This window comes from Phenylobacterium sp., from assembly GCF_036495085.1.
GTDB lineage: Bacteria > Pseudomonadota > Alphaproteobacteria > Caulobacterales > Caulobacteraceae > Phenylobacterium.
The window spans coordinates 12,648-34,782 of sequence record NZ_DASXNL010000075.1; the positions used below are offsets into that span (position 1 = coordinate 12,648).

Annotated in this window: 22 protein-coding genes and 1 pseudogene; 11 read left to right on the top strand and 12 right to left on the bottom strand. The window is 67.9% G+C overall.

Annotation, left to right across the window (positions count from 1 at the left end; translation table 11 throughout):
• Positions 1 to 169 precede the first annotated feature (169 nt).
• Positions 170 to 553, top strand: a complete 384-nt coding sequence (locus tag VGI62_RS09160) for a hypothetical protein (protein WP_331504172.1) — start codon at positions 170 to 172, stop codon at positions 551 to 553.
• Between the two features lie 18 nt (positions 554 to 571).
• Here the strand turns inward: VGI62_RS09160 and bla are convergent, their stop codons facing one another.
• Positions 572 to 1,753 (bottom strand): class A beta-lactamase, encoded by a 1,182-nt coding sequence (bla, locus tag VGI62_RS09165; protein WP_331504173.1) that lies wholly within the window; start codon positions 1,751 to 1,753, stop codon positions 572 to 574.
• Between the two features lie 17 nt (positions 1,754 to 1,770).
• On the bottom strand, positions 1,771 to 2,673 hold the full coding sequence (locus VGI62_RS09170) for a cation diffusion facilitator family transporter (protein ID WP_331504174.1): 903 nt from the start codon (positions 2,671 to 2,673) through the stop codon (positions 1,771 to 1,773).
• 159 nt (positions 2,674 to 2,832) lie between these two features.
• Between VGI62_RS09170 and VGI62_RS09175 the strand changes: the two genes are divergently transcribed.
• From VGI62_RS09175 to VGI62_RS09185, 3 genes are read left to right on the top strand one after another with little or no spacing between them, the layout of a single operon-like run.
• Complete coding sequence (locus VGI62_RS09175; protein WP_331504175.1) at positions 2,833 to 3,330, top strand: (2Fe-2S)-binding protein; 498 nt, start codon at positions 2,833 to 2,835, stop codon at positions 3,328 to 3,330.
• Positions 3,327 to 5,426, top strand: coding sequence for a xanthine dehydrogenase family protein molybdopterin-binding subunit (locus VGI62_RS09180; RefSeq protein ID WP_331504176.1), 2,100 nt, complete (start codon positions 3,327 to 3,329; stop codon positions 5,424 to 5,426). Before VGI62_RS09175 ends, VGI62_RS09180 begins: the two co-directional genes overlap by 4 nt.
• Before the next feature lie 55 nt (positions 5,427 to 5,481).
• A complete protein-coding gene (locus tag VGI62_RS09185; protein ID WP_331504177.1) occupies positions 5,482 to 6,531 on the top strand; it encodes a GTP-binding protein in 1,050 nt (349 codons plus the stop codon).
• A gap of 9 nt (positions 6,532 to 6,540) precedes the next feature.
• Here the strand turns inward: VGI62_RS09185 and VGI62_RS09190 are convergent, their stop codons facing one another.
• Together VGI62_RS09190 and VGI62_RS09195 are read right to left on the bottom strand one after the other, a co-directional pair.
• Complete coding sequence (locus tag VGI62_RS09190; RefSeq protein ID WP_331504178.1) at positions 6,541 to 6,756, bottom strand: hypothetical protein; 216 nt, start codon at positions 6,754 to 6,756, stop codon at positions 6,541 to 6,543.
• A 193-nt stretch (positions 6,757 to 6,949) separates the two neighbouring features.
• Positions 6,950 to 7,393: a biopolymer transporter ExbD gene (locus VGI62_RS09195; RefSeq protein WP_331504179.1), complete on the bottom strand. Its 444-nt coding sequence runs from the start codon at positions 7,391 to 7,393 to the stop codon at positions 6,950 to 6,952.
• A 114-nt stretch (positions 7,394 to 7,507) separates the two neighbouring features.
• Here VGI62_RS09195 and VGI62_RS09200 point away from each other — a divergent pair, with 114 nt between their 5' ends.
• Positions 7,508 to 8,479: a WD40 repeat domain-containing protein gene (locus VGI62_RS09200; RefSeq protein ID WP_331504180.1), complete on the top strand. Its 972-nt coding sequence runs from the start codon at positions 7,508 to 7,510 to the stop codon at positions 8,477 to 8,479.
• A gap of 74 nt (positions 8,480 to 8,553) precedes the next feature.
• Positions 8,554 to 9,384, top strand: a complete 831-nt coding sequence (locus VGI62_RS09205; RefSeq protein WP_331504181.1) for an enoyl-CoA hydratase/isomerase family protein — start codon at positions 8,554 to 8,556, stop codon at positions 9,382 to 9,384.
• A gap of 32 nt (positions 9,385 to 9,416) precedes the next feature.
• On the opposite strand, the gene VGI62_RS09210 is transcribed toward VGI62_RS09205, so the two are convergent.
• Both VGI62_RS09210 and VGI62_RS09215 read right to left on the bottom strand, forming a co-directional pair.
• Complete coding sequence (locus tag VGI62_RS09210; protein ID WP_331504182.1) at positions 9,417 to 10,295, bottom strand: sulfotransferase; 879 nt, start codon at positions 10,293 to 10,295, stop codon at positions 9,417 to 9,419.
• 138 nt (positions 10,296 to 10,433) lie between these two features.
• Positions 10,434 to 11,096, bottom strand: coding sequence for a nitroreductase (locus VGI62_RS09215; RefSeq protein ID WP_331504183.1), 663 nt, complete (start codon positions 11,094 to 11,096; stop codon positions 10,434 to 10,436).
• Positions 11,097 to 11,209: 113 nt separating this feature from the next.
• Here VGI62_RS09215 and mtgA point away from each other — a divergent pair, with 113 nt between their 5' ends.
• Positions 11,210 to 11,908: a monofunctional biosynthetic peptidoglycan transglycosylase gene (gene mtgA, locus VGI62_RS09220; protein WP_414695663.1), complete on the top strand. Its 699-nt coding sequence runs from the start codon at positions 11,210 to 11,212 to the stop codon at positions 11,906 to 11,908.
• A gap of 525 nt (positions 11,909 to 12,433) precedes the next feature.
• Here mtgA and VGI62_RS09225 read toward each other — a convergent pair.
• The gene (locus VGI62_RS09225; RefSeq protein WP_331504184.1) at positions 12,434 to 13,102 is read right to left on the bottom strand and encodes a lysoplasmalogenase family protein; all 669 of its coding nucleotides are present in this window, start codon (positions 13,100 to 13,102) and stop codon (positions 12,434 to 12,436) included.
• Between the two features lie 146 nt (positions 13,103 to 13,248).
• On the opposite strand from VGI62_RS09225, the gene ald reads away from it, so the two are divergent.
• Both ald and VGI62_RS09235 read left to right on the top strand, forming a co-directional pair.
• Positions 13,249 to 14,361, top strand: coding sequence for an alanine dehydrogenase (ald, locus tag VGI62_RS09230; protein ID WP_331504185.1), 1,113 nt, complete (start codon positions 13,249 to 13,251; stop codon positions 14,359 to 14,361).
• Between the two features lie 179 nt (positions 14,362 to 14,540).
• Positions 14,541 to 15,422, top strand: coding sequence for a dienelactone hydrolase family protein (locus VGI62_RS09235; RefSeq protein ID WP_331504186.1), 882 nt, complete (start codon positions 14,541 to 14,543; stop codon positions 15,420 to 15,422).
• Here VGI62_RS09235 and VGI62_RS09240 read toward each other — a convergent pair.
• Both VGI62_RS09240 and VGI62_RS09245 read right to left on the bottom strand, forming a co-directional pair.
• The gene (locus tag VGI62_RS09240; protein WP_331504187.1) at positions 15,419 to 16,147 is read right to left on the bottom strand and encodes a hypothetical protein; all 729 of its coding nucleotides are present in this window, start codon (positions 16,145 to 16,147) and stop codon (positions 15,419 to 15,421) included. The genes VGI62_RS09235 and VGI62_RS09240 overlap by 4 nt on opposite strands.
• Complete coding sequence (locus VGI62_RS09245) at positions 16,144 to 17,052, bottom strand: aminotransferase class IV (protein WP_331504188.1); 909 nt, start codon at positions 17,050 to 17,052, stop codon at positions 16,144 to 16,146. Before VGI62_RS09245 ends, VGI62_RS09240 begins: the two co-directional genes overlap by 4 nt.
• A gap of 53 nt (positions 17,053 to 17,105) precedes the next feature.
• On the opposite strand from VGI62_RS09245, the gene VGI62_RS09250 reads away from it, so the two are divergent.
• Positions 17,106 to 18,317: a Xaa-Pro peptidase family protein gene (locus tag VGI62_RS09250; RefSeq protein WP_331504189.1), complete on the top strand. Its 1,212-nt coding sequence runs from the start codon at positions 17,106 to 17,108 to the stop codon at positions 18,315 to 18,317.
• Positions 18,318 to 18,462: 145 nt separating this feature from the next.
• On the opposite strand, the gene VGI62_RS09255 is transcribed toward VGI62_RS09250, so the two are convergent.
• Complete coding sequence (locus tag VGI62_RS09255) at positions 18,463 to 19,338, bottom strand: bifunctional regulator KidO (RefSeq protein WP_331504190.1); 876 nt, start codon at positions 19,336 to 19,338, stop codon at positions 18,463 to 18,465.
• A gap of 141 nt (positions 19,339 to 19,479) precedes the next feature.
• Here VGI62_RS09255 and VGI62_RS09260 point away from each other — a divergent pair.
• Positions 19,480 to 20,349: pseudogene (locus VGI62_RS09260) on the top strand (XdhC family protein); the annotation flags it as partial.
• Between the two features lie 23 nt (positions 20,350 to 20,372).
• Here VGI62_RS09260 and glp read toward each other — a convergent pair.
• Together glp and moaC are read right to left on the bottom strand one after the other, a co-directional pair.
• On the bottom strand, positions 20,373 to 21,563 hold the full coding sequence (gene glp, locus VGI62_RS09265) for a gephyrin-like molybdotransferase Glp (RefSeq protein WP_331504191.1): 1,191 nt from the start codon (positions 21,561 to 21,563) through the stop codon (positions 20,373 to 20,375).
• An 89-nt stretch (positions 21,564 to 21,652) separates the two neighbouring features.
• Positions 21,653 to 22,123 (bottom strand): cyclic pyranopterin monophosphate synthase MoaC, encoded by a 471-nt coding sequence (moaC, locus tag VGI62_RS09270; RefSeq protein ID WP_331504192.1) that lies wholly within the window; start codon positions 22,121 to 22,123, stop codon positions 21,653 to 21,655.
• Between the last annotated feature and the right edge of the window lie 12 nt (positions 22,124 to 22,135).

Consider the following 22,135-nt stretch of genomic DNA (forward strand, 5'->3'; position numbering starts at 1 on the left):
ATTCCGCTGCCCGGCCTGCCAGCAGATTCATAGCTGGCGTGGAGATGAGGCGTGGATCGAAGGCTCGCTGACCGGTGAGCCCGCGCGGATGGCGGAGCTTCGCAGCTAGCGCCGCCGACGTTGATGCGAGCTAAGGCTACGTTCCGGCCGCTCGCGCGTTAGGCTTGGCATGACTGGAGCCCGCCTTCTGATCCCAGCCCTCGCGGTCCTGACGCTCGCGGCCAGTGCGCGGGCGCAGCCCACCTCCAGCGTGGCCGCCGCCTTTGGCAATACCGTGATGTCTATCTATCCGGATGGCCGGTCCCAGAAGATCTGGCTGCAGCCCGACGGCTCGTGGACCGGCCTCAGTCGCCGCGGTAATGCGCTTGCCGGCCGTTGGACGGCGAAGGGCGATAGGGTTTGCCTGCGCCAGAGCAAGCCGCCCACGCTGCCCATCAGCTTCTGCGAGAACTTTCCGCAGGATCCCGAGAAAGGCGTCGACTCCAAGGACATTACCGGAACCCCCATCCACCTGAAGCTGGTCAAGGGCCACGTGACGTCGAGCACCGGCTGACCTGGCGCCCTGCTGGACTTAGCCGCCCGCCATCACAGACGGACTGCCGAGCGTCGGCAGCGGCGACCTCGAATGGTCGCCGGCCTGCCATTGCGCTTCCACGGCCCGGGCGACGTGCTGCATGAGCTGATGCCTCGCCGTCGGTCCCTGGCGCGTCTGACGCACCATCACTGCGACTGCGTAGGTGCGTCCGTCCGGGGCGGTGAGCAGGCCCACGTCATTGATGCCAACGGACGCGCCTCTCCAATCCGGGCCGGTGCCTGTCTTATGGGCAAGGCTCCAGCCGGGCGCGAGGCCTGCCTTGAGCCGAAGCTGGCCCGTCACCGCCTCCCCCATCAGGCCGAGCATGAAGTCGGTCGAGGACGGGCTGAGCAGCTCCCCGCGCTTCAGCGCCGCAAGCGCCGAGACGATTCCATCAGGCGTCGCTCCATCCGGCGGATCTGCGAGATATTCGGCCAGCGCCTGATCGCGGACCTCGTCCGGCAGCTTGGCGCGCGCCTGTTTGAATATCCAGGTAGCTCCATATTCCGGTCGCCACGTGAGCCCGGCGGTCCTCGTCTGCACGTCGCGCTCGGTGCCCCCGACGGCCACGCCGTGAAGCCCCTTCTCGGCGATCACCCGGGTCACGACTTCCGGGCCGCCGACTTCGCGGATCAAGCGGTCGTTCGCGGCGTTGTCGCTTTCGACCAAGGCATGACGCAGGAGCTCGTCGAGCTGAAGAGAGAGGCCGCTCGGTCCGCGAATTCGCCGGGTGAGGGGCTGATAGAAAACGCTCTTGTCCTGCGGCAGCATCACCACGGTCTGGTCGAGCTTGAGGCGGCCCTGATCGACAGCCTGCAGGACTGCGAGCGCCACCCAAAGCTTCGAGACGCTCTGTTGGGGGAACCGTTCGTCGCCGGCCACCGAGGCGGTCCAGCCGTCAGTCACGTCGCTCACCGCAACGCCCACAGGCTCGCGATAGGCCGCCGCCAGCCGGTTGAGGTCGCTCTGGAATTCAGCCGGGGCGGCTGGAACCGGCCTGGTGTGGACCAGCGGCGTGGAAGCGCCCTTGGTGTAGGCGATCTTCGACGAGCCGACGTGGTGCGTAACACCCACCCAGCCCCCGACCAGGGCCAGGACGAGCAGCAAGCCCCCGGCGCCCAGCAGTTTCGCAGGCAGCAGCCGGCGCCGGCGCCGCAGCGGCCGAGCCACAGGTTTCATGGCGCCCCATTTGGCCATCAGGCGTGGCCATGAGCCAAGTCGTCACCCCTACGGCGCACCTCCACGGTCACGTGGCTCAGTCCCTCCAAGCCCTTCAGGCGGTGGTGATAGGCTTCGACGGGTAGGGGGTCGGCGGTGGTGATGACCGCCACCGCGGCGTTGTGCCCTGGCCCGAGGCGCCACAGATGCAGGTCGGCCACCCGCTCGCCTTCGGCCTCAAGCCGCGCGCGAATCTCGGCGGTGAGCTCGGCGGAAGGGTTCATATCAAGCAACGTTGCAGCGGTCCGACGGATCAAACTCACCGCAAATTGCGCCACGAGGAAGGCGCCGACCAGCCCCGCGGCCGGATCGGCCCATGCCCAGCCCAGGGCCCGCCCTGCGCCGAGACCGAAGATCGCCAGCAAGCTCACCGCTGCATCGGCGGTCAGGTGCAGATGGACCGCGGCGATATTGAGATCATGCGCCTTGCCGTGAGGCCGCAGCAACCACACGCAGACCAGGGTCACCGCCAGACCGGCCACCGCCAGAATCAGCGCCGAGCCATATTCGACCGTCTCCGGCGAGATCAGGCGCTGGGCGCTTTCCACCGCGATCGTGATGGCGGTGATCGCCAGCACGATGGCGTTGGCGAAGCCGGCCAGGTCGCCAAGCTTGCCGGTGCCAAACGCAAACCTCGGGCTGCCAGCCTGACGCCTGGCGACGGCATAGGCGCCCGAGGCCACCAACATGGCCGCGACGTGGGCGGCCGCGTGCAGCGCGCTTGCCGTGAGCGCCATCGAATGGAAGACGATGCCGCCCGCCAGCTGCGCCGCAAGCGTCACCGCGCAGATCGCCGCCACTGTCCAGGTGCGCCGCTCGTTGCGCATATGATCAACGCCGAGATAGGCCCGGTCACGCCGATACGCGTCCCGCGTCGGCACGGGCTCCTCCAGGCTCGGGGCGGAAACGGTCTGGGTCAGGGGATGCTCGTCGGACGGCGGGACATGAAAGTGTTATTCTATAACACTGGTCCTCGATCAAGGCGAGGTTGCCGGCTGGCGCGCCTCGCGATGTAGTCGGGCGCAGTTGCGGAGATGCTCGTGCGCCGGACCATCCACCTCATCGTGAACGATCGCCCCACCAGCGTCGAGGCCGAGGAAACCGCGGTCCTGCTGGACGTGCTGCGGAGCGACCTTGGCCTCCATGGCGCGCGCTTCGGTTGCGGCCTGGGCCAATGCGGCGCTTGTGCGGTGCTGGTGGACGGCGCGGTCTCGGCGGCCTGCGCCGTGGAGATCGGTGCTGTCGAGGGCAAGACGGTGCTGACCGCCGAGGGTCTCGGGACAGAAGAAAGCCCGCACCCGTTGCAAACCGCCTTCCTCGAACTGCAAGCCGGCCAGTGCGGATATTGCCTGACCGGCATCCTGATCGGCGCGAAGGCGTTGCTTGACGTAAATCCCGACCCCAGTCGGGCTGAGATCGCTCAGGCGCTGGCGTGGCACCTTTGCCGCTGCGGCGTCCACAACCGCATCCTCGAGGCCGTGGCGCTGGCCGCGCGGCGAATGCGTGAAAGCGCGCGCCAGGAAGGCGTGGCGGCATGATCCCGCCGATGCTTGCCGCCAACCCCCGCCTCGATCGCTGGGTGCGGTTCGAGGCCGACGGGCGCGCCCGCGTCGCCTTCGGCCGCATGGAGTATGGCCAAGGCATCGGCACTTCGCTCGCCCAGATGGCCGCCGACGAACTCGACGTTTCGATGGCGCAACTTCACGTCGTCGCGGCCGCCACCAGCGAGATCCCCGACGAGGGGCTGACCGTCGGTTCGATGTCGACCGAGATGTCAGGACCGGCCATCCGGACGGCCTGCGCCGAGGTCCGCGCGTTGTTCATTGCCGCCGCCGCAGGGAAACTGGGCTGCGCGCCCGACGAACTTGAGGTGCGGGACGGCGCTTTCCTGAAGTCGGGAAAGCCGACAGGGCTCGACTACTGGGCGCTTGCGGACGAGGTCGACCTGGCCCGCGAGGCCACTGGCGAAGCCGCCATGAAGTCGGTCGACCAGATGACGTTGGTTGGACAGAGCGAACCTCGGTTGGACCTGCCGCCGAAGCTCTTCGGCGCGGCCTTCCTCCACGACATCGTTCTGCCCGGCATGCGCCATGCCCGTGTGCTGCGTCAGCCCGGCCCCACGGCCAGGCTTGCCGGATTGGACGAGGCGGCCATCCGCCGCGCGGCCCCCGATGTGGACATCCTGATCGACCACGCTTTCGTAGCCTTAATCTGCGACACCGAGGCCGCCGCGGCTCGGGCGCATGCCGCCGCCGAGGGCGCAGCTCGCTGGGAAGGCGCACGCGAGCTCGACCCAGCGCTCGCCGAGCCCGCATCACTGAAGGACTTGCCACACGAGACGTTCGAGGCGGGAGCGCCCGCGCCGGAGGCGTCCAACCGCCGGCGCGTCACCGCAACCTACGGCAAGCCCTATCTGGCGCATGGCTCAATGGGCCCTTCGGCCGGCATCGCCCGGTTCGAGAACGGCGGCCTGACGATCTGGACCCATAACCAGGGCGTCTATCCGATGCGCGCCCTGGCGGCCCGGATCACCGGGCTCGACGCGGCGGCGATCGAGGTGATCCACGCCCAGGGGCCCGGCTGCTATGGACACAACGGCGCCGACGATCCGCCGATCGATGCCGCGCTGATCGCGATCCGGCGACCCGGCGCGCCGATCCGCGTGCAGTGGCGCCGCGAGGACGAGTTCGGCTGGGCGCCGGTCGGCACGGCGATGGCGATGGAGCTAACCGCCGAACTCGACGCCTCCGGCCGCCTGGTCGACTATACCGCCGAGATCTGGAACACCGCCCATACCGGAGCTCGCGGCACGGCGGTCGTCGAGAGCGCGCTCGACGGCTACGTGTCCCCGCGCGCCGCACCCCAACGACTGATGCCGGACGGCGCGCGTTTTTCCGGCGGCCTGCTCAACGCAATCCCATCCTACGAGATAGACGCGACCCGCACAGTCGAACACGTGATATTTCCACCGCCCGTGCGCACATCCTCCCTCCGCAGCCTGGGCGGCGCCCCCAACACCTTCGCCGGCGAAAGCTTCATCGACGAGCTGGCGCAGGCGTCGGGCCAGGACCCGCTGGCCTACAGGCTGGCGATGACCTCGGAGCCGCGCGGCCGAGCTGTGCTGGAAGAGGTTGCGCAGATGTGCGGCTGGGCGCGACGCGGGACAGGAGGGGACGGCCGCGGCCTTGGTCTCGCCTATGACCGCCACCGCAACCGCGGCGGCTTCGTCGCCTGCGCCGCCGAGGTCGAGGTCGACGCCGAGGTGCGCCTGGTCAGACTATGGTGCGCCGCCGACGCCGGCCTGATCATCAACCCCGATGGCGCTCGGAACCAGATCGAGGGCGGCATGATCATGGCTGCCAGCTGGACTCTCAAGGAGCAGGTCAAGCTCGGCGGCGCGGGCATCACGTCGACGACCTGGGACGACTATCCGATCCTGCGCTTCGACGAAGTCCCACCGGTTGAGATCAGGCTCCTCAACACGCGCGCCCACCGACCCCAGGGTATCGGTGAGATCAGCCAGGGCCCGACCATGGGGGCGATCGCCAACGCCGTTGCCCACGCCCTCGGCGCACGCATCCGCGACCTGCCCCTGACCCGCGACCGTATCGCCGCCGCCCTCTTGGCTGGGTGAGACAAGGCGCTCGCGGCGGTTCCCTCAGCCGCGATCAATCACTAGATGTGCGCGTATGACCGACAAGACTCCCGTCACCGTACTCACCGGCTACCTCGGCGCCGGCAAGACGACCCTGCTCAACCGCATCCTCTCGGAGGACCACGGCAAGCGCTACGCCGTCATCGTCAACGAGTTCGGCGAGGTCGGGATCGACAACGACCTGATCGTCGGCGCCGACGAAGAGGTCTTCGAGATGAACAACGGTTGCGTCTGCTGCACGGTGCGCGGCGACCTGATCCGCGTGGTCTCGGGCCTGATGAAGCGCCAGTCCGCGAGCGGAAAGGGCGGCTTCGACGCGATCATCGTCGAGACGACCGGCCTGGCCGATCCCGGTCCGGTCGCCCAGACGTTCTTCGTGGACGACGACGTACGGGCCAAGACCCAACTCGATAGCGTGACCACTGTGGTAGACGCCAAGCACCTGCCCCTGCGCCTGGCTGACTCCAAGGAAGCCGCCGAGCAGATCGCTTTCGCTGACCAGATCATTCTCAACAAGACTGACCTCGTCACCGAGGCCGAACTCGCCGACGTCGAGCGGATGATCCGCCGGCTTAACCCACTGGCTCCGATTCACCGCGCCCAGCGATCCAACGTCCCTCTGAACGACGTCCTGGGCCGCGGCTCCTTTGATCTGGCGCGCATCGAGGAGATCGAGCCTGATTTCCTCAACCCCCCTCATGGCGAAGCGGGCCACGTCCACGACGAAGATTGCGACCACGACCACGATCACCACCATGGTCACGACCACGGCCATGACATCGAAGCCAGCGGTATCCGCGGCGTCTCGCTGACGGCGACCAAGCCGCTCAACGCAAATCGCGTCACAGCCTGGTTGAACGAGGTCCTGCAAGTCCAGGGCCCCGACATCCTGCGCGCCAAAGGCATTCTGGACGTTGCCGGCGAGGACCGCCGCCTGGTCTTCCAGGCGGTGCACATGATCCTCGAAGGGGACTTCCAAGGTCCCTGGCGGGACGGGGCGGAGCGCTATTCACGCCTGGTTTTCATCGGCCGCAACCTGGACGAGGCGAAGCTGCGCGAAGGCTTCGAGGCGTGCGCGGCCTAGGCTTTCCCGCTAGGCCAGGGGGCGTCGCTTCGCGCCTGCGCCTTGCTCGGGCGTCTTGGACTGCTCCGGGATCGAGATTCCCTCGGCAAGCAGGCGCAGCCGGTATGCCGCCAGAACGTCAGGCCTGACCAGGCCGCAAGGCTCGCTCACCCGGCCGTCGCGCCACTCGAGTACGACTTTCTGGTCTTCCAGTCGGTAGCGGCCCCGATGCGTGTCGGAGCCCACGGATACCTCCACCGGTGCCCACTTCGGCAAGGCGCGGCGCTTTTTGCGAGGTTTCCAAACCATCCTCGCAGGCTACGAGCACACAGTTATCGGACGATTAAGCGCCTTCGCCATTGGGAGAAGCGCGAGTACGACAAGAAAGCCCGCCGGGTCTTCCCGACGGGCTTTTGTCTTGCGAAGCCGCTTGTCCGGCTCAGATCTCTTCGTTGATCAGGGCGACCTGATAGAAGCCGTTGCCCTGCAGGGTATTCATCACCGACATGAAGTCGCCGTAGCGTACTTGCTTGTCAGCGCGGATGTAGACGCGCTGCTGGGTCGGCGGCAGGCTGGGATCGTCAGCGCTGAGCGTGCGCGACAGATCCGCAGGCAGGGTGTCGAGGCTGGTCGGCTTCTCGCCGATGAACACGCCACCGCCCGCTTGGATGTTGATCAGGATCGGTTCCTTCACCTTCGTGCCGGGGGGCGGCGGAATGGCCGGCGGCAGGTCGAGCTTGATCGACACCGTCGCGGCGGGGATCGCCACCATGAAGATGATGAGGAGCACCAGCATCACGTCCACGAAGGGCGTGACGTTGATGTCGCTGTTCTGGCCGAGGTCGAAGCGTCCGCCCCCCTGGCCGCCCAGCTTTGCACCCATGCGTAAATTCCTTCCCTGGGGCGGCTCTGTTCCGCCCGGTCGTTTACGAGTCCGCTGACCATTGGCAAGCCGCCACGGCGTTGTAAAGCCCGAAGCGGCGATCTAGGGGGAGGCATGATCTATGCCTTTGACGCCTACGTAACAGCGGTCTCTTTCGACGCGGCGGGCCGCGCGGTCTTTGCGCTCGGTGACGGGACCGTTCGCTTCGAGGCGGGCGAGCGCGCGCAGGCCCATGAGGGCGCTGTGTTATCGGCGGCGGCGCACCCCTCGGGCGAGGGGGTGGTTACAGGCGGCGACGACGGTCGGCTGGTATGGTCCAGAGCCTCAGGCCCACAGGAGATCGCCAGCCTGCCGGGGAGCTGGATCGATGCGGTGGCGTCGAGCCCGGCCTCAGGCCTGATCGCCTTCGCCGCGGGACGCCACGTCCATGTCCGCGACATCGCAGACGCGACGTTTACCCGCACCTTTGCGCACGAGAAATCGGTGGCCGACCTGGCGTTCGAGCCGAAGGGCCGCAGGCTGGCCGCCGCGACCTATGGCGGTATCTGGCTCTGGTACGCTCGAATTGACGCCCAGAAGCCCGGCAAGTTGGCCTGGGCCGGCAGCCACGTGGCCTGCGCCTGGAGCCCGGACGGCAAGTTCCTGATCAGCGCAATGCAGGAAAACCAGCTGCATGGCTGGCGGGTGGCCGACGAGAAAAACATGCGCATGGGCGGCTACCCGGCCAAACCGAAGAGTCTCGCTTTCCTCAGCAAGGGGAATCTGATGGCCACATCAGGGGCGAACGGGGTGGTCGTGTGGCCCTTCGCCGGCGCCACCGGCCCGATGGGCAAGCAGGCCGCCGAAGTGGGGTATGACGAGGCCGCCATGGTGGTCCGTGTGGCCGGCGCTCCCGCGCTGAGCTGGGTGGCTGCCGGTCTCGACGATGGGCGGGTCTGGGCCTGCGACCTCACGGGCCAGAAGATCGTCCCGCTGCAGGCCGAGAAAGCCGCCCCGGTCACCGCGCTCGCCATCTCCCCCGACGCCAGGCGCGTGGCCTGGGGCTGCGAAGACGGCGCGGCGGGCGTGGCGGACGTCGGCGGCTAGTTCTTTCTCTTGCCTGCCGCTAGGCCAGGGGTCTTAGGCTGGTCCTCCGACAACCTGCGCAGCGGATGGACCCCATGAGCGAGACCCTTGCGAAGCCGGCCGTCAATCAGACGGCCGAGGTGCTCTACGAGGTCGTGGACGCGATCGCGACCATCACGCTCAATCGCCCGGAGCGGATGAACACCATTTCGGGGCCGATGCTGGCCGGACTGACGGAGCTTCTGCTGAAGGCCAACGCCGACCCCGCTGTCCGCGTGGTGATCCTGACCGGCGCGGGTCGGGCCTTCTGCGCCGGTCTCGACCTGGTGGACGCAACTCAGGGCTCCGGCATTGGCTCCGATAAGCAGGCGCAGGCGGTCTCCGTGAACCTTGACCTGCGCAACACCCCGCCGACGGTTCTCTTCGCCATGGACAAACCGACCATCTGCGCGCTGAACGGGGCGGCCGCCGGCTACGGCATGGACACCGCGCTGGGCTGCGACATCCGGATCATGGGCGAGAGCGCCAAGCTCGCCGCCGCCTTCGTCAAGCGCGGCGTGGTGCCGGAGAGCGGCGGCACCTGGATCCTGCCGCGGCTGCTGGGCTGGTCGAAGGCCGCGGAAATCATCTTTACGGGCCGCACTCTATCGGCCGCTGACAGCCTGGCTCTCGGCCTGGCCAACGAGGTCGTCCCCGATAGCGAGCTGATGTCGCGAACCTATGCCATCGCCGCAGAGATCGCCGGAAACGCCCCTCTGGCCGTGCAGTCGGCCAAGCGGCTGATGCGCATGGGGATGGAGGAAACGTTCAACGACCATGTCCACCACGTCTTCCTGCAGTTTCTGCAGCTGGCTCGCACCCAGGACTTCCGCGAAGGGATGACCTCCTTCCTCGAAAAGCGGCCGGCGGACTTCACGGGCCGGTAGGAGCCTGCGGCTGATCCCGATAGGGCGGCGGGTTAGCGAGCGCCCTCGTGCGCCGCCGCGCACAAGGTGGTCCATGAGCGACCGCCAGTCGGCTGTGCGGCATAGCCGAAGTCGCAGCGCAAGTGCTGCGCCAGGCGGCGTTCGAGCAGCGCAGCCTCGCTTTGGCCAAGTTGCACCGCAAGCCGCGCCTGTCGCTCGGGCGCGGCGTCCTCGCCGTAGCCGGGATCGAGGTGCGCCGCGATCGCCGAACGCGAACGCACCGCCATCGCCGCGGCGACGGCGCCCTCCCGAAGGTCGACACCCCAGTGCGCCCAGATCCGCCGCACCCACGTCTCAGGGTCGTGCTCGACGTCCTCGTAGCGGACCACCATCACCCGGTCGGGGAAGATGCGCTGCAGCAGGCCCCACCGGTTGAAGAAGCGAATGAACCACCACAGGTCCACGCCTTGCCGCCGGGGCTTGCGCGCAACGTATTCGTGCAAAGCCCCCAGGCCCTTTGCCTCGCGCCACTTGAAAAAGTAGGAGAGCAGTGAATCCGGTATGTTCCTTACAAGGAGCACGACCGGGGCCAGGCGAACGATACCCAGCGCACCGAGCACCGCGACCAGGCGCGAGGGCATGTGGTGCGAGCTGCCGATCTTCGGCGCTTGCGGGAACATCCGCGGGTGACGGGCGTGGCCGATGAAGACGTCGCTTTGCGGGCCGCTCGAGCGGGCCGGCCGCGGAAGAGCCAGGTGGTGGGCGATAGCCGAGCTCAGCATGAACCGGAGCCAGTGGGTTCCGGAATTGTGGCCGCTGATCAGAAAGCCGTCGACCTTGTCGCCATAGTGCAGCAGGTGGAAACGCGAGAGGTCATCGCGCAGGTCGGCGGCGAACAGCGAAAGTCCAACTCCAGCCGCTTCGTCTGGCATGTCCACGCCCCCTCGAACCGAGGACGTCACCAGAACAGATTTTTATAGGTTTATTATAACGTGCCCATCTGGATTCCTCTCCAGGTTGCAACAGATGCGGCAAGCGTCAGCAACAAATCGCATGAGGAGCGAATTGCCCTAATCGAAACCCCGAAGCTCGCCCCAGAGGTTGAAAGCGTCACGGCGCGCCTTGAGTGTGTTTATCGGATGGTCCGGGTCGCGATACCCCAGCGCCATTCCGGAGAACACCATGTGGTCGTCCGGAAGCCCCAGGAATCGCGCCACCGTCTTCGGATAGCGGGCCCAATACTCCTGCGGGCAGGTGTCGAGCCCGCGCTCCACCGCAAGAAGCATGACGTTTTCCATATACATCCCGAGGTCCGCCCACTGCGGCGGCCCAAGTTTGCGGTCGATACAGAAGAACAGCCCGACGGGCGCCCCGAAGAACTCAGCGTTCTTGGCAAGCTGCCGCAGCCGCGCGGGCTTGTCCTCGCGCGGAATGCCGATCGTCGCATAAAGGTCCTCCCCGTTCTGGAATCGCCGCGTGCGGAACGGCTCCCACAGGTTCGGGGGATAGACATCGTACTCGGGCTCCTCGCCGAACGGATTAGCGGCCGCCAGGACCTTGAACTCCGCCAGCTGCGCGCCGGCGAGCGCATAGACCCGCCAGGGCTGCAGATTCCCGCCGGACGGCGCCTGGGCCGCGCGCAGCAGGATGTCGGCCACCGTCTCGCCGGGCACCGGCCTGGACAGAAAGGCGCGGACTGAGACACGCCGGGCCACGGCTTCGCTGACATTCATCTATTCGCGGCTCCAACTTGACGCATTCCGGCGGCGCACTGCAGTTCTCCACCACGCCCCAACGTCAAGGCAAGAACCGCCGCGTGGCCCGACGCCCTCAATCCTCCCGCGCCATCCAGCCACGCCGAGGCTTCCTCGGCGGCCTGTTCCGCGGGGCGGTGATCCTTGCCTTGGTGTTTGGCCTGATCGGGCCCATCGCCGTAGTCGTGGTCTACCGCTTCGCGCCGCCGCCGATGACCTACCTGATGGTCGAGCGGATGTTCCAGGGCCACGGCTTCGACCGCCGCTGGGTCCCGCTGTCGCGGATCTCTCCAACGTTGGTGCGCAGCGTCATCGGAGCCGAGGACGCCCGCTTTTGCGAACACCACGGCTTCGATTGGAACGCCATCCAGAAGGCCATGGATCACAATGAGGCCGGCAAGAGGCTGCGCGGCGGCTCGACCATCAGCCAGCAGACCGCCAAGAACATCTTCCTCTGGCCGCATCGTGACTGGGTCAGGAAGGGGCTGGAGACCTGGTTCACCGTGCTTATCGAGGTGATCTGGGGCAAGGAACGGATCATGGAAGTCTATCTGAACTCCATCGAATGGGGCCCGGGCATCTACGGCGCGGAGGCCGCGGCCCAGCACAATTTCAACACCAGCGCCGCTCAGCTAAACGCCGCCCAGGCCGCGCGTCTGGCCGCGATCATCCCCAAGCCGCTCGCCTGGAAGGCCGCCAGGCCCGGCGCCTACGTCCAGCGCCGCGGCGGCCACATCGCCGTCGCCGCAGGAACCATTCGCCGCGATGGCCTGGCCGACTGCGTCCTTTAGCTTCGACGACGCCTGGCGCCGGTGTTGCAATCGCTTTGCGCGGGGGCGTCGCCTGTCTCCCAACGGGACGGCGTCGGGGACAATCTCGCGGGCTTCCGGGCCGGCGAGCGGTCGTCGCCTAACCGGCGACCAGGACGCGATCTTCCGCGTCAACTTAAGGCGCCGGGAAGTGACCCGGCGCCTGGATCAAGGAGCTCTCAAGCTCCTGAGTCTGAGTATGCGTTGCGTAGCGCCGCCAGGTCCCCGCCTGGCGGCGCATCCGTTTTGTCTGCCGGTGGGGGCTCGGCGCATGACACGAATAGGTCGCCTGCCGGGGCCGAAATATACGCCGGCGGTTGAATCGGCCGTCGCCTGAGAACGGCGCGCGACCGGCGGCGCTGGTCCCACGGCGCCGCTGGTTTCACCCGTTCTAGGGGCGTTGCGGGCCCCCGGTTCTCCTCGGGACCGGGGGCTCGTTCCCGAGCCCGACGCAGTCGAGCACGACGGCTGGCTGGTCGGTGACAGCCTGTCGACGGCGAACCGGCCCTATTGGTTCGCCGGGCGTCGCCCCAATTCCCTGACCACGCCCACGCACAGCAACGCCTGGCCACCAAAGTAAAGACCCCATACCGCGAACCCGACCAGCGCCGTGGCCACGCCGGCCAAGGGCCCGCTTCGCGCGAAGATCAACAGGTCCGAGGCCACGAACATCAGCGCGCCCAGGGCCACCCAGGCGCGCGGAAAGCCGCTGAGCCAGGCGCTGGCCGCCATGCACGAAAGGCCAAGCGCGTAGAGCGCCACGCCTGGCGCGCCGGCCCGGTCTGCGGGCAACAGGAAGGCCGTGACCACCGTCGCAACCACCAGGGCCGCCGCCAACATCCAGTCCTGCCACCTCAGCCCCCGGCGCCTGTTGCGCTGATAGAGCACGATCGCCGCCAGGTGCCCGACCAGGAACGCGGCCCCACCCACCACGAATCCCGCCGGACCCAGCAGCACGTCGCCCAACGCCCCAGCGGCCAACGCAGCGCAGATCAGCCAGCCGTCGAGGCTACGCGCCCGCAAACCTGCATAAACCGCAAGCAACCCCACGCCGGCCCCCTTCCAGGCTAGCGATGCCCAGTTAGGCAAGGTCAGGTGGTCCTCGGCCAGATAGGTGACGCCTGCGACTACGGCGGCCGCCAACGCCACCCGTGCCGCCGCCTTACGCCCCACCATGCCGCCCCCTTAGATTCGCAAGCGCCGCAGACTAGGGCGCTGGCGCGCCTTCCGCCATGCGGCGGGTGGCAAACTTCGATTGACGAAAGAAGCCCTTCCCCGCAAACCCCGCCGCACTAGCAAAACTTGCCCCAACGGAGGCTTCCATGCGCGTCGGCGTGCCCCGCGAAATCAAACCGGACGAATACCGTGTCGGCCTCACCCCCACCGCAGTGCGCGAATACGTCGGCCGCGGCCACGAGGTTTTGGTCGAGACGACCGCCGGGTCCGGCGCTGGATATCCCGATGACGCGTACAAGCGCGCCGGCGCCGAGATCGCGCCGGATGCGGCGGCCGTGTTCGCCGGCGCCGAGCTGATCGTCAAGGTGAAGGAACCGCAGCCCGTCGAGTGGGCGCGGCTGAACGACAGGCACATCCTCTTCACCTACCTTCATCTGGCGCCCGACCCGGAGCAGGCTGACGGCTTGCTGGCCAGCGGCTGTGCGGCCATCGCATACGAAACGGTGACGGATGGAAACGGCGGCCTGCCGCTCTTGGCGCCGATGTCCGAAGTCGCCGGGCGCATCGCCGTCTTCTCAGCCGGCGAGACGCTGTTGAAGCACAACGGAGGCATGGGGCTGCTGCTCTCCGGTGTGCCGGGCGTGCCGCCGGCGCGGATCGTCGTGCTGGGGGGAGGCGTCGTCGGCATGAACGCCGCGCGCATGGCCGCAGGCTTGGGCGCCGAGGTGGTGATCGTCGAGCGCTCGATCCCGCGCATGCGCGAGCTCGACAACATGTTCCAGGGCCGGATCCTCACCCGTTATTCGACCGCCGACGCCGTGGACGAAGAGGTTCTGAAAGCCGACGTCGTGGTGGGCGCGGTGCTGACGGCGGGGGCCTCGGCGCCGAAGCTCGTGCGCCGCGACCACCTCAAGAAGATGAAGCCGGGCTCGGTCTTGGTCGACGTGTCGATCGACCAAGGCGGCTGCTTCGAGACCTCCAGGCCGACGACCCACGCCGACCCGACCTACACCGTCGACGGCGTCGTCCACTACTGCGTCGCCAACATGCCGGGCGCGGCGCCGCGCACCTCCTCGGAGGCCCTGGTCCACGCGACCCTCTCTTTCGGCCTGGCGTTGGCCGACCACGGACTCGACGCGCTTAAGAAGAACAGGCACCTCGCCCGGGGCCTCAACGTCCTCAAGGGCCAGCTTACCCATCCGGCCGTCGCCGAAGCGCTCGGCAAGCCCTTCGCCGATCCTTACGGGGCTTGGAAATAAGCCGCCCAAATCCGCGCAACAGAGGAGGCGAGGCTGAATAAGGCCGGGCCCAGGACGGGCTTCAACGGCCATGGTCGGCGACAACCAACCAGCGTCACGCGCTTCCTCTCCCGCCGCCGGAAATAACGCCGTAACATTGGCGGCCACCGTTGCGCGGCGACCATTGGGAGGACTCCAACATGTGTGACGATGAAATCCATCAGTTCGAAGGGACGGTTCGGGTTGCGGAGACCTCGCTGTCGCGGCGCGGTTTCGCCCTGTCCGCAGCGGCGGCCGCGAGCCTCTCGGCGAGCCTGGCGCACGCCCAGGCGACGGTCGTGGAGAAGGACGTCGACATAAAGACCGGCGATGGGACAGCCGACGCCGCCCTCTTCTATCCCCAGGGCAAGGGCAAATGGCCGGCGGTGTTGATCTGGACCGATATCGGGGGCTTGCGTCCCGTCTTCCGCGACATGGGCCGCAGGCTCGCCGCCCAGGGTTATGTCGTGCTCGTTCCGAACCCCTTCTACCGCAAGGGCCGCGCGCCGAGCGTCACCGAAGGCCTCGATTTCTCAAAGCCCGACGACCGGCCGAAGTTCATGGCGCTGGCAGGCTCGGTTTCGGCGCCTGGGGCCGTGGAGAAGGACGCTCCGATCTTCATCGCCTTCCTCGACGCCCAGCCGCAGACCGACAAGAAAAAGGGCGCCGGGGTCCAGGGCTACTGCATGGGCGGTCCGCTGACCTATCGCACCGCCGCCGCTCAGCCCGGCCGCATCCGCGGCGCCGGCACCTTCCATGGCGGCGGCTTGGTCACCAAGACCGACGACAGCCCACATCTGCTGATCCCGAAGATGAAGGCCGAGGTCTATTCCGCGGTCGCAGCCAACGACGACCAGCGCTCGCCGACCGATAAAGATGTGCTCAAGAAGGCCTTCGCGGACGCCGGCAAGACGGCGAGCGTTGAGGTCTACGCCGGTTGTAACCACGGCTGGTGCGTTAAAGGCAGCGCCGTCTACGATGAGGCCGGCGCGGAACGAGCCTGGGCGAAGCTTACGGACCTCTACAAGCGCAATCTCGTCTAGTCGGCGGCGAGCTTCCAGCGCGCCAGCGCCTCGTAGTGTGGCCGTGCCTGGTCGGCGAGCCTCTTGAGGTCGTCGGTCAGGGGCGCCGCGGGGGCGCGCGCGGGCGCCTCAAATCGCGTCGAGCGCTCCACCGCCGCGTACCAGGCCGGAGCCCAGACGCCGTCGCTCTCACGCCGCCCCGCCGGCCACGCCAGCATCTCGGCCGAAAACGGTACGCCCACCGCGGAGCAAAGGGCCGCAAGCATCCGGGTTGGATCGGCCAGCACGTCAGCGCCCTCGACCACCGGTGGCGCCTTGCCCAGTCGGTGTGCCTCCCGATCGAAAAGCTCGCGCTGCCGCACCACCCCGAGATCCGCCAGCGTCACTTCGGCACGCGCCTTTACGTAGGAGGCCAACACCTGGTCCGGGTCGCGGATCAGGAACGCGTTGCGGCACCTGTCCATCCAGTCGAGCTCGAAGCTGGGCAGCATGTGATGGGTCATGTGCTTCTGGTAGAAGATCGGCGCCGGCGTCTCGCCGACCAGGCGCTCTGCCACCACTCGCCAATCCTGAGGCTGCGAGGCCAGCACGTCCTCCCGCATTGGGTGTACGAGGCCCGTCTCGGCGAGGTAGGCGGCGTAAAACGGCTCATCGACGACCGCGCAATCGGCCCGGTTCTCGAAGGCCCGCATGATCGCCGTCGAGATGTTCCGTGGCCCCGACCACATCGCGACCCGCACCGTCACGCCGCTTGCGCGTCTTTCAGGGCTTCGTAGAGGCCCCGAAGCCGCGCCGTAACCGGCCCCGGCGGAGCCGTCGGCAGGACGTGCCCATCCACCTGCCTTACCGGTGTAAGCCCGCCGAAGGTGCCGGTGACGAAGGCCTCATCGGCCGCTTGCAGGTCGGCCGGCGCGAAATGGCCCTGCTCGACCGGGATACCGTTGGCCTTGCAGAGCGATATGACACTGCCCCGCGTCACCCCGTTGAAGCAGAAGGCTCCGGTCGATGTCCGCAGCCGCTCACCCTTCACCCAGAACAGGTTGGTCGAGTTGCAGCTGGAGACATGCCCGCCGGGGTCCAGCATCACCGCCTCGTCGGCTCCGGCGCGGATCGCTTCCAGGAGCGCGGTGATGAGGTTGAGCCGCGAGTGGCTGTTCAGCCTCATGTCGAACATCTCCGCCGGTGTGCAGCGGATCGACGAGGTGAAAAGTGAAAGCCCCCGCGCCGCGATCTCCGGCGAGGGCTCCTTGTACTCGGCCGTGATGACGATGGTGGGCTTGCCTAGCCAGTTGCGCGGGTCCTGGTTGGCGGCCGCCTTCTCCCCGCGGGTCACCATCAGCCGCAGGTGCGCGCCATGCTCCATCCCATTGGCCGTGAGCGTGCGGCGGATCTCGGATGTCAGCGCCTCTCGGCTCAGCCCGATGTCGAGCTCTATGGCGGCAAGCCCGGTGTAGAGCCGCTCCAGATGCGCTTCCAGAAAGAGCAGCGCGCCCTTGTGCAGCCGCAGCCCCTCCCAGACCCCATCGCCCAGCACGAACCCCGCATCGAAGACCGAGACCTTGGCCTCGCTGCGCGGCACGAGGGCGCCGTTGACGTAGATCTTGAGGTCCGCATTACGCGGATCGGCGGCGAAATCCTGACTTCCGGCCATGGCGTCATTTCTAGGGGCCGACTTAGACTGAAGCCAGAGCGGAGGAGATCAACATGGGCGCTGGCATCGGCGGATCGACGGCGGAAGCCGAGCTTGCGAGGCTGGCGCCGTGGCCAAACCCGGCGCCTGCGATTGCGGCGGCCGAGCGCGCCACGCGTTCGCGCCGCGCCAAGGTGCTGATGGCCGAGATCGGAGCCGACGCCATGATCATCGGGGCCGGGCCGTCGCTGCGCTACCTTGCCGGCGTCGGCTGGAACCCGACCGAGCGGCTGGTGGCGATGCTCCTGCCTCGGGAAGGCGGACCCACGATGGTTTGCCCCCGGTTCGAACTTGGCTCGCTAAAGGCCTCCTTGGGCGTTGAGGCCGATATCGAGCTCTGGGAAGAGCATGAGAGCCCCTATGGGCTGGCGGCAGACGTGCTGACGAGGATGGGCGCCAGGACGTTGGCCATCGACCCGGCCCTGCCGTTCTTCGCCTTCGACGGCCTACGCCTGGCGGCCCCAGCGATCGCGATGTTGAACGGCGCGCCGGTCGTGGATGGCTGCCGGATGATCAAGTCCACGGCCGAGCTCGCCTTGATGAGCCAGGCCAAGGCCATGACCCTCGAAGTTCACCGCCGGGCGGCCCGGATCCTCGCGCCCGGGATCACCACCACCGCAGTGCGCCGCTTCATCGACCAGGCGCACCGGGCCCTGGGCGCGGACGACGGCTCAACGTTCTGCGCTGTGCAGTTCGGTGTCGCCAGCGCCTACCCGCACGGCCTTCCGGGCGAGCAGCGGCTGGAACGTGGAGACATCGTGCTTATCGACACCGGCTGCCGCGTGCAGGGCTACCACTCAGACATTACCCGCACCTATGTCTTCGGCGAGCCCAGCGCCGCGCAGCGGCGCGTCTGGGAGGTCGAGAAGGGCGCCCAGGCCGCTGCCTTTGCCGCCGTAAGGCCGGGCGTTGCGTGCGAGGAGATCGACGCGGTCGCACGGGGCTTCCTGGAGGCCGCCGGCTTTGGACCCGGCTATGAACTGCCCGGCCTGCCCCATCGGACCGGCCACGGCATCGGCCTGGCGATCCACGAGGCGCCTTATCTGGTGCGGGGAGACCGGACCCCTCTCCAGCCCGGCATGTGTTTTTCCAACGAGCCGATGATCGTTGTGCCCGACACGTTCGGTATCCGCCTCGAGGACCACTTCTACGTCACGCCAGAGGGCGCGGCATGGTTCACCGAGCCGCAGCTCAGCCTCGAGGAGCCCTTCGCCGCGGCGAACTGAGGCTTCTCCCTGCGGCGGGTCTGGGAGCAGGTCAAACCCCGGAGCGTCAGCCTCGGCATCAACTCATCCTGTCGTCGATGACGACGCCACCGCCCGAACGCCGTCCTGGCCGCCCACCCTTGCGGCGGGTCTGCGGGGAGCCGGGTTAGGCGGCTGCCCAGGCGTGGGGATCGAGCGCCGCCGGATCGTCAATCGCCATCTCGTCCCAGTCGAGGTCCGGCGGCGGGCTCATGGCGGCGGCGACGACGGCCGACATCTCGGCGGCGGAGGCCACACCCACCAACACGGCGGACGCCTCGGGGCGGGAAAGCGCGAACCCCAGAGCCGCCTGAAGCGGGTCGGAGCGGCCCTCGGCGATCAGGCGACGCGCCCGACTTATGCGGCCGGCGGCGGCCTTCAGGTGATTGGGCGCCCGGTCAGGCGGGAGGAACAGCAGGCCGTTCAGGAAGATCGAGCGCAGATGCACCTCTATGCCCTTGCCGGCCAGCTCGGCGAGCGTGCCATCGATCAGCATACGCTGGTCGAGCAGCGAGGCGGGGGCCTGCACGAGGTCCGGCTTGAAGCGGCGCGCCAGGCCAACCGGGTCGTCCGAGGCATAGACCGAAACACCGATCTTCCTGCAGAGCCCCTCGTCCTTCAGCTTGCGCAGGCGTTCCCAGAGGGCCGCGCCGTGAGGACTGAAGAGGTCTGTGGCGGAGGGGGCCAGGATGGCGTCGACCTGGGCGACGCCCAGACGTGCGAGTTGCGCCCGGACTTCGGTCTCGACCAGGTCAGGGCCTCGGTCGGGCCGCACCGTGGTGACGGTCAGGCGGAAAGGCAGCGGCTTGGGCAGCACTTGGCCAAGCGTGATCTCCGCGGCGCTCGGATGGCGGCCGACTTCCAGGAAGTTCAGGCCCGACCGGGCTGCGATCGCCAGGATTTCGCGCGCCTCAGCGTCGCGTGGGCGGCCGCGGGCGCCGGCCTGCTGATCGAGGCCAAACTGCCCGGACCCGAGGCCCAGCTTTTTAATCGGTGACGTCATGTCTGCGAAGGCGACTTGGAGCAGTTCCTATGAGGCGCCATCTTTGGCCTATGATGCCTAAGAAGCCGTATCCAGGACCTTTCCAGGGGGTTAAAAAGCTTGACCACGCGTGACCCACTTCCCGAGTGGCCGTTATTCGGAATGACTGACGACGTGCGGCCAACCTTGCGCCGGGTTCGCGACGCCGGTCAGGCTTGCACGCTCGCAACCCTGATCTCCGTAGAGGGCGGAGGGCCGAGGCCCGAAGGCACCCAGATGGTCTTCGCCCCCGGGGTGACCGCCGGGTATTTTTCCGGCGGCTGCGTTGAGTCCGATGTCGCCGACCACGCCTTTGCCTGCCTGGATGATGGTGAGCCCCGCACACTCATCTATGGTGAAGGTAGTCCTTGGCCGGACATCCGGCTCCTGTGTGGCGCACGGATCGAGATCTTCCTGGAACGGATCGGCGCTGATGATTCGGCGCTGGCCGAGCTGCTCGCCGCCCATGCCGAACGTCGCCCGGTGGTTTGGGTCAGCGACGGCCATGCCCGAGAATGCGCCGCGAGTGTCGAGCCGTGGCCAGAAGCCCAGGTTGTGCGGCGGCACCAACCGACGCCTCGCCTCATCGTGGTCGGCAGCGACCCCACGGCCCTGGCCATCGCCCAGCTGGGCGCGCAATCCGAGTTCGAGACCACCCTCGTGCGCCCGAAGGGGCCTGCCTCGGGTCCGCCGATACCGGGGATCGCTTACCGGCGCGGAGAGCCCGGCCAGGCTTTCGCAGCGATCGGCGTGGACCCCTGGACCTCCATCGCCATAGCCACCCACGATCTGGAGACCGACCAGGCCGCCCTGCGGGCCGCCCTGCCCTCGGCGGCCGAGTATGTGGGCTTGCTGGGCGCTCGCCGGCGGATCGCCGACCGCTTGGCGCCGCTTCGGGCGGAAGGGACTTCGGAGGGCGTCTTTTCCAAGCTCCATGCGCCGATTGGCCTCGATATCGGCGGCAAGGCGCCTTGGGAAGTCGCTGTCTCGGTGATCGGCGAGATCACGGCCCAGCGCTATGCACGCGAAAGCCGCAGCACCTCGACGAGCGTCCCGGTTTCCGCGGCCGCCGCTCCGGCGCGTCGGCGAAGCAGCGCATCGGAGGCCGCAAAGACGCTGACCAGGGAAGAATCCTGATCGCGGTAGGGGCGCACGGTGACGCCGCCCCCGGAATAGGTCAGCTTCGCCCGCATCCAATGTTCGCGCGACCCGTTGGCCGGGAGAGCCTGCTCAAGGCGCGCCGCAACTGTCGCCGGCTCGGCTGCTGAGCCTTGGTAGGCGTTCAGGATCGGGCGCAGGAAAATCTCGGCGCAGACGAAGGCCGAGGCCGGATTGCCCGGCAAGCCCAGCATCCTGCGCCCGTCTCCCAGCACCCCGAAGAACGTGGGTTTGCCCGGTCGTACGTTCACGCTCTCGACCCGCAGGGAAAGGCCCAGGGCCTCGCCTGCCGCCCGCACGAGATCATGGTCGCCCACCGAGGCGCCGCCAACCGTCACGACCAGATCGGCCTCGACGGACCGTAAGGCCTCGATCACGGCGTCCAGCTCGTCGGCGACCGGCTTGGCGCGGATGACGATCCCGCCCCAGTCCTCGACCATCGCCGCCAGGGCAGGGGCCCCGGAATCGTAGATCTGGAAGCGCCCCGGCTCGGCCGGCGCCTCGACAATCTCCTCTCCGGTGGAAAGCAAGGCGACCCGTGGCCTAGCGCCCACGGAAACCTCCGCACGGCCTGCCGAGGCCGCCAGCGACAGCCGCCAGGGGTCGATACGCGCGCCTCGTTCAAGCAGAAGCGCGCCGGCCTTGAAGTCTCCGCCCGCCGGGCGAATGAAATGGCCCGCATCCACCTGCGGGACACGAACGACGTCTCCGGACCGCTCGGCCTCTTCCTGAATGACCACCGCGTCGAAGCCGTCCGGAAGCGCCGCCCCGGTGAAGATGCGAACCGCCTCGCCAGGGCCTACGTGTCCCTCATATCCATGGCCGGCGGCGCTCTCCCCAACGATATTCAGCTCACCCGGCGAGTCGACGGCGCGCACGGCCCAGCCATCCATTGCCGAGGCATTGAACGGGGGCTGGTCGCGCACGGCGGCCACATCCTCGGCCAAGACCCGACCAATCGCCTGGGCGAGGCGTACGCGCTCGGCCGGCAGGATGGCGATCTCCGCCAACATCCGACCCCGGGCGTCGTCGACCGCCAACAGCTTCATGCTATCGAACTCCGCTCATCCCGCGAGAGCGGGGACCTGGATTTTCTTCGTCGCGACGGACCACTCGTCCTTGACTGCTTCGAGCCGGTCTAGGGGGAGGTCCAGTCCCCGCTGGCTCCGCCCGTCTTTGAGACCAACCTGACAGCTTCGATGACCATGCCCTTCTCCGCCGCTTTGAGCATATCGTAGAGCGTGAGGCAGGCCACCGAGACGGCGGTCAGCGCCTCCATCTCGACGCCGGTAGGCCCGGTCGTCTTTACACGGGCCGTCACCGTCAGCCCTCTCTCGGCGCCCTCGACCCGCACGTCGACCTTCGACAGGGCCAAGGGGTGGCACAAAGGGATCAGGTCGGAGGTCCGCTTGGCGGCCATCACGCCGGCGATCTCGGCCACCGCGCGGACATCGCCCTTCTTGCCCTCGCCCGACAGCGCCAGCTCCAGGGTCGCAGGACCCATCCGCACGAAGCCCTTGGCCACCGCTTCACGAACGGTCGCTCTCTTGTCCGACACGTCAACCATGCGCGCGCGGCCGGTCTCGTCGAGGTGAGAGAGCTTGCTCACGTTTCCACCAGC

Bases quoted from the DNA above. Each gene is read 5' to 3' on its own strand.
- VGI62_RS09215 (WP_331504183.1), bottom strand. From the start codon at position 11,096: ATGAATGTCAGCGAAGCCGTGGCCCGGCGTGTCTCAGTCCGCGCCTTT.
- VGI62_RS09160 (WP_331504172.1), top strand. From the start codon at position 170: ATGACTGGAGCCCGCCTTCTGATCCCAGCCCTCGCGGTCCTGACGCTC.
- VGI62_RS09180 (WP_331504176.1), top strand. From the start codon at position 3,327: ATGATCCCGCCGATGCTTGCCGCCAACCCCCGCCTCGATCGCTGGGTG.
- VGI62_RS09200 (WP_331504180.1), top strand. From the start codon at position 7,508: ATGATCTATGCCTTTGACGCCTACGTAACAGCGGTCTCTTTCGACGCG.
- VGI62_RS09245 (WP_331504188.1), bottom strand. From the start codon at position 17,052: ATGGCCGGAAGTCAGGATTTCGCCGCCGATCCGCGTAATGCGGACCTC.
- glp (WP_331504191.1), bottom strand. From the start codon at position 21,563: ATGAAGCTGTTGGCGGTCGACGACGCCCGGGGTCGGATGTTGGCGGAG.
- VGI62_RS09235 (WP_331504186.1), top strand. From the start codon at position 14,541: ATGTGTGACGATGAAATCCATCAGTTCGAAGGGACGGTTCGGGTTGCG.
- bla (WP_331504173.1), bottom strand. From the start codon at position 1,753: ATGAAACCTGTGGCTCGGCCGCTGCGGCGCCGGCGCCGGCTGCTGCCT.
- VGI62_RS09210 (WP_331504182.1), bottom strand. From the start codon at position 10,295: ATGCCAGACGAAGCGGCTGGAGTTGGACTTTCGCTGTTCGCCGCCGAC.
- VGI62_RS09195 (WP_331504179.1), bottom strand. From the start codon at position 7,393: ATGGGTGCAAAGCTGGGCGGCCAGGGGGGCGGACGCTTCGACCTCGGC.
- VGI62_RS09255 (WP_331504190.1), bottom strand. From the start codon at position 19,338: ATGACGTCACCGATTAAAAAGCTGGGCCTCGGGTCCGGGCAGTTTGGC.
- VGI62_RS09205 (WP_331504181.1), top strand. From the start codon at position 8,554: ATGAGCGAGACCCTTGCGAAGCCGGCCGTCAATCAGACGGCCGAGGTG.
- VGI62_RS09225 (WP_331504184.1), bottom strand. From the start codon at position 13,102: ATGGTGGGGCGTAAGGCGGCGGCACGGGTGGCGTTGGCGGCCGCCGTA.
- VGI62_RS09250 (WP_331504189.1), top strand. From the start codon at position 17,106: ATGGGCGCTGGCATCGGCGGATCGACGGCGGAAGCCGAGCTTGCGAGG.
- ald (WP_331504185.1), top strand. From the start codon at position 13,249: ATGCGCGTCGGCGTGCCCCGCGAAATCAAACCGGACGAATACCGTGTC.
- VGI62_RS09185 (WP_331504177.1), top strand. From the start codon at position 5,482: ATGACCGACAAGACTCCCGTCACCGTACTCACCGGCTACCTCGGCGCC.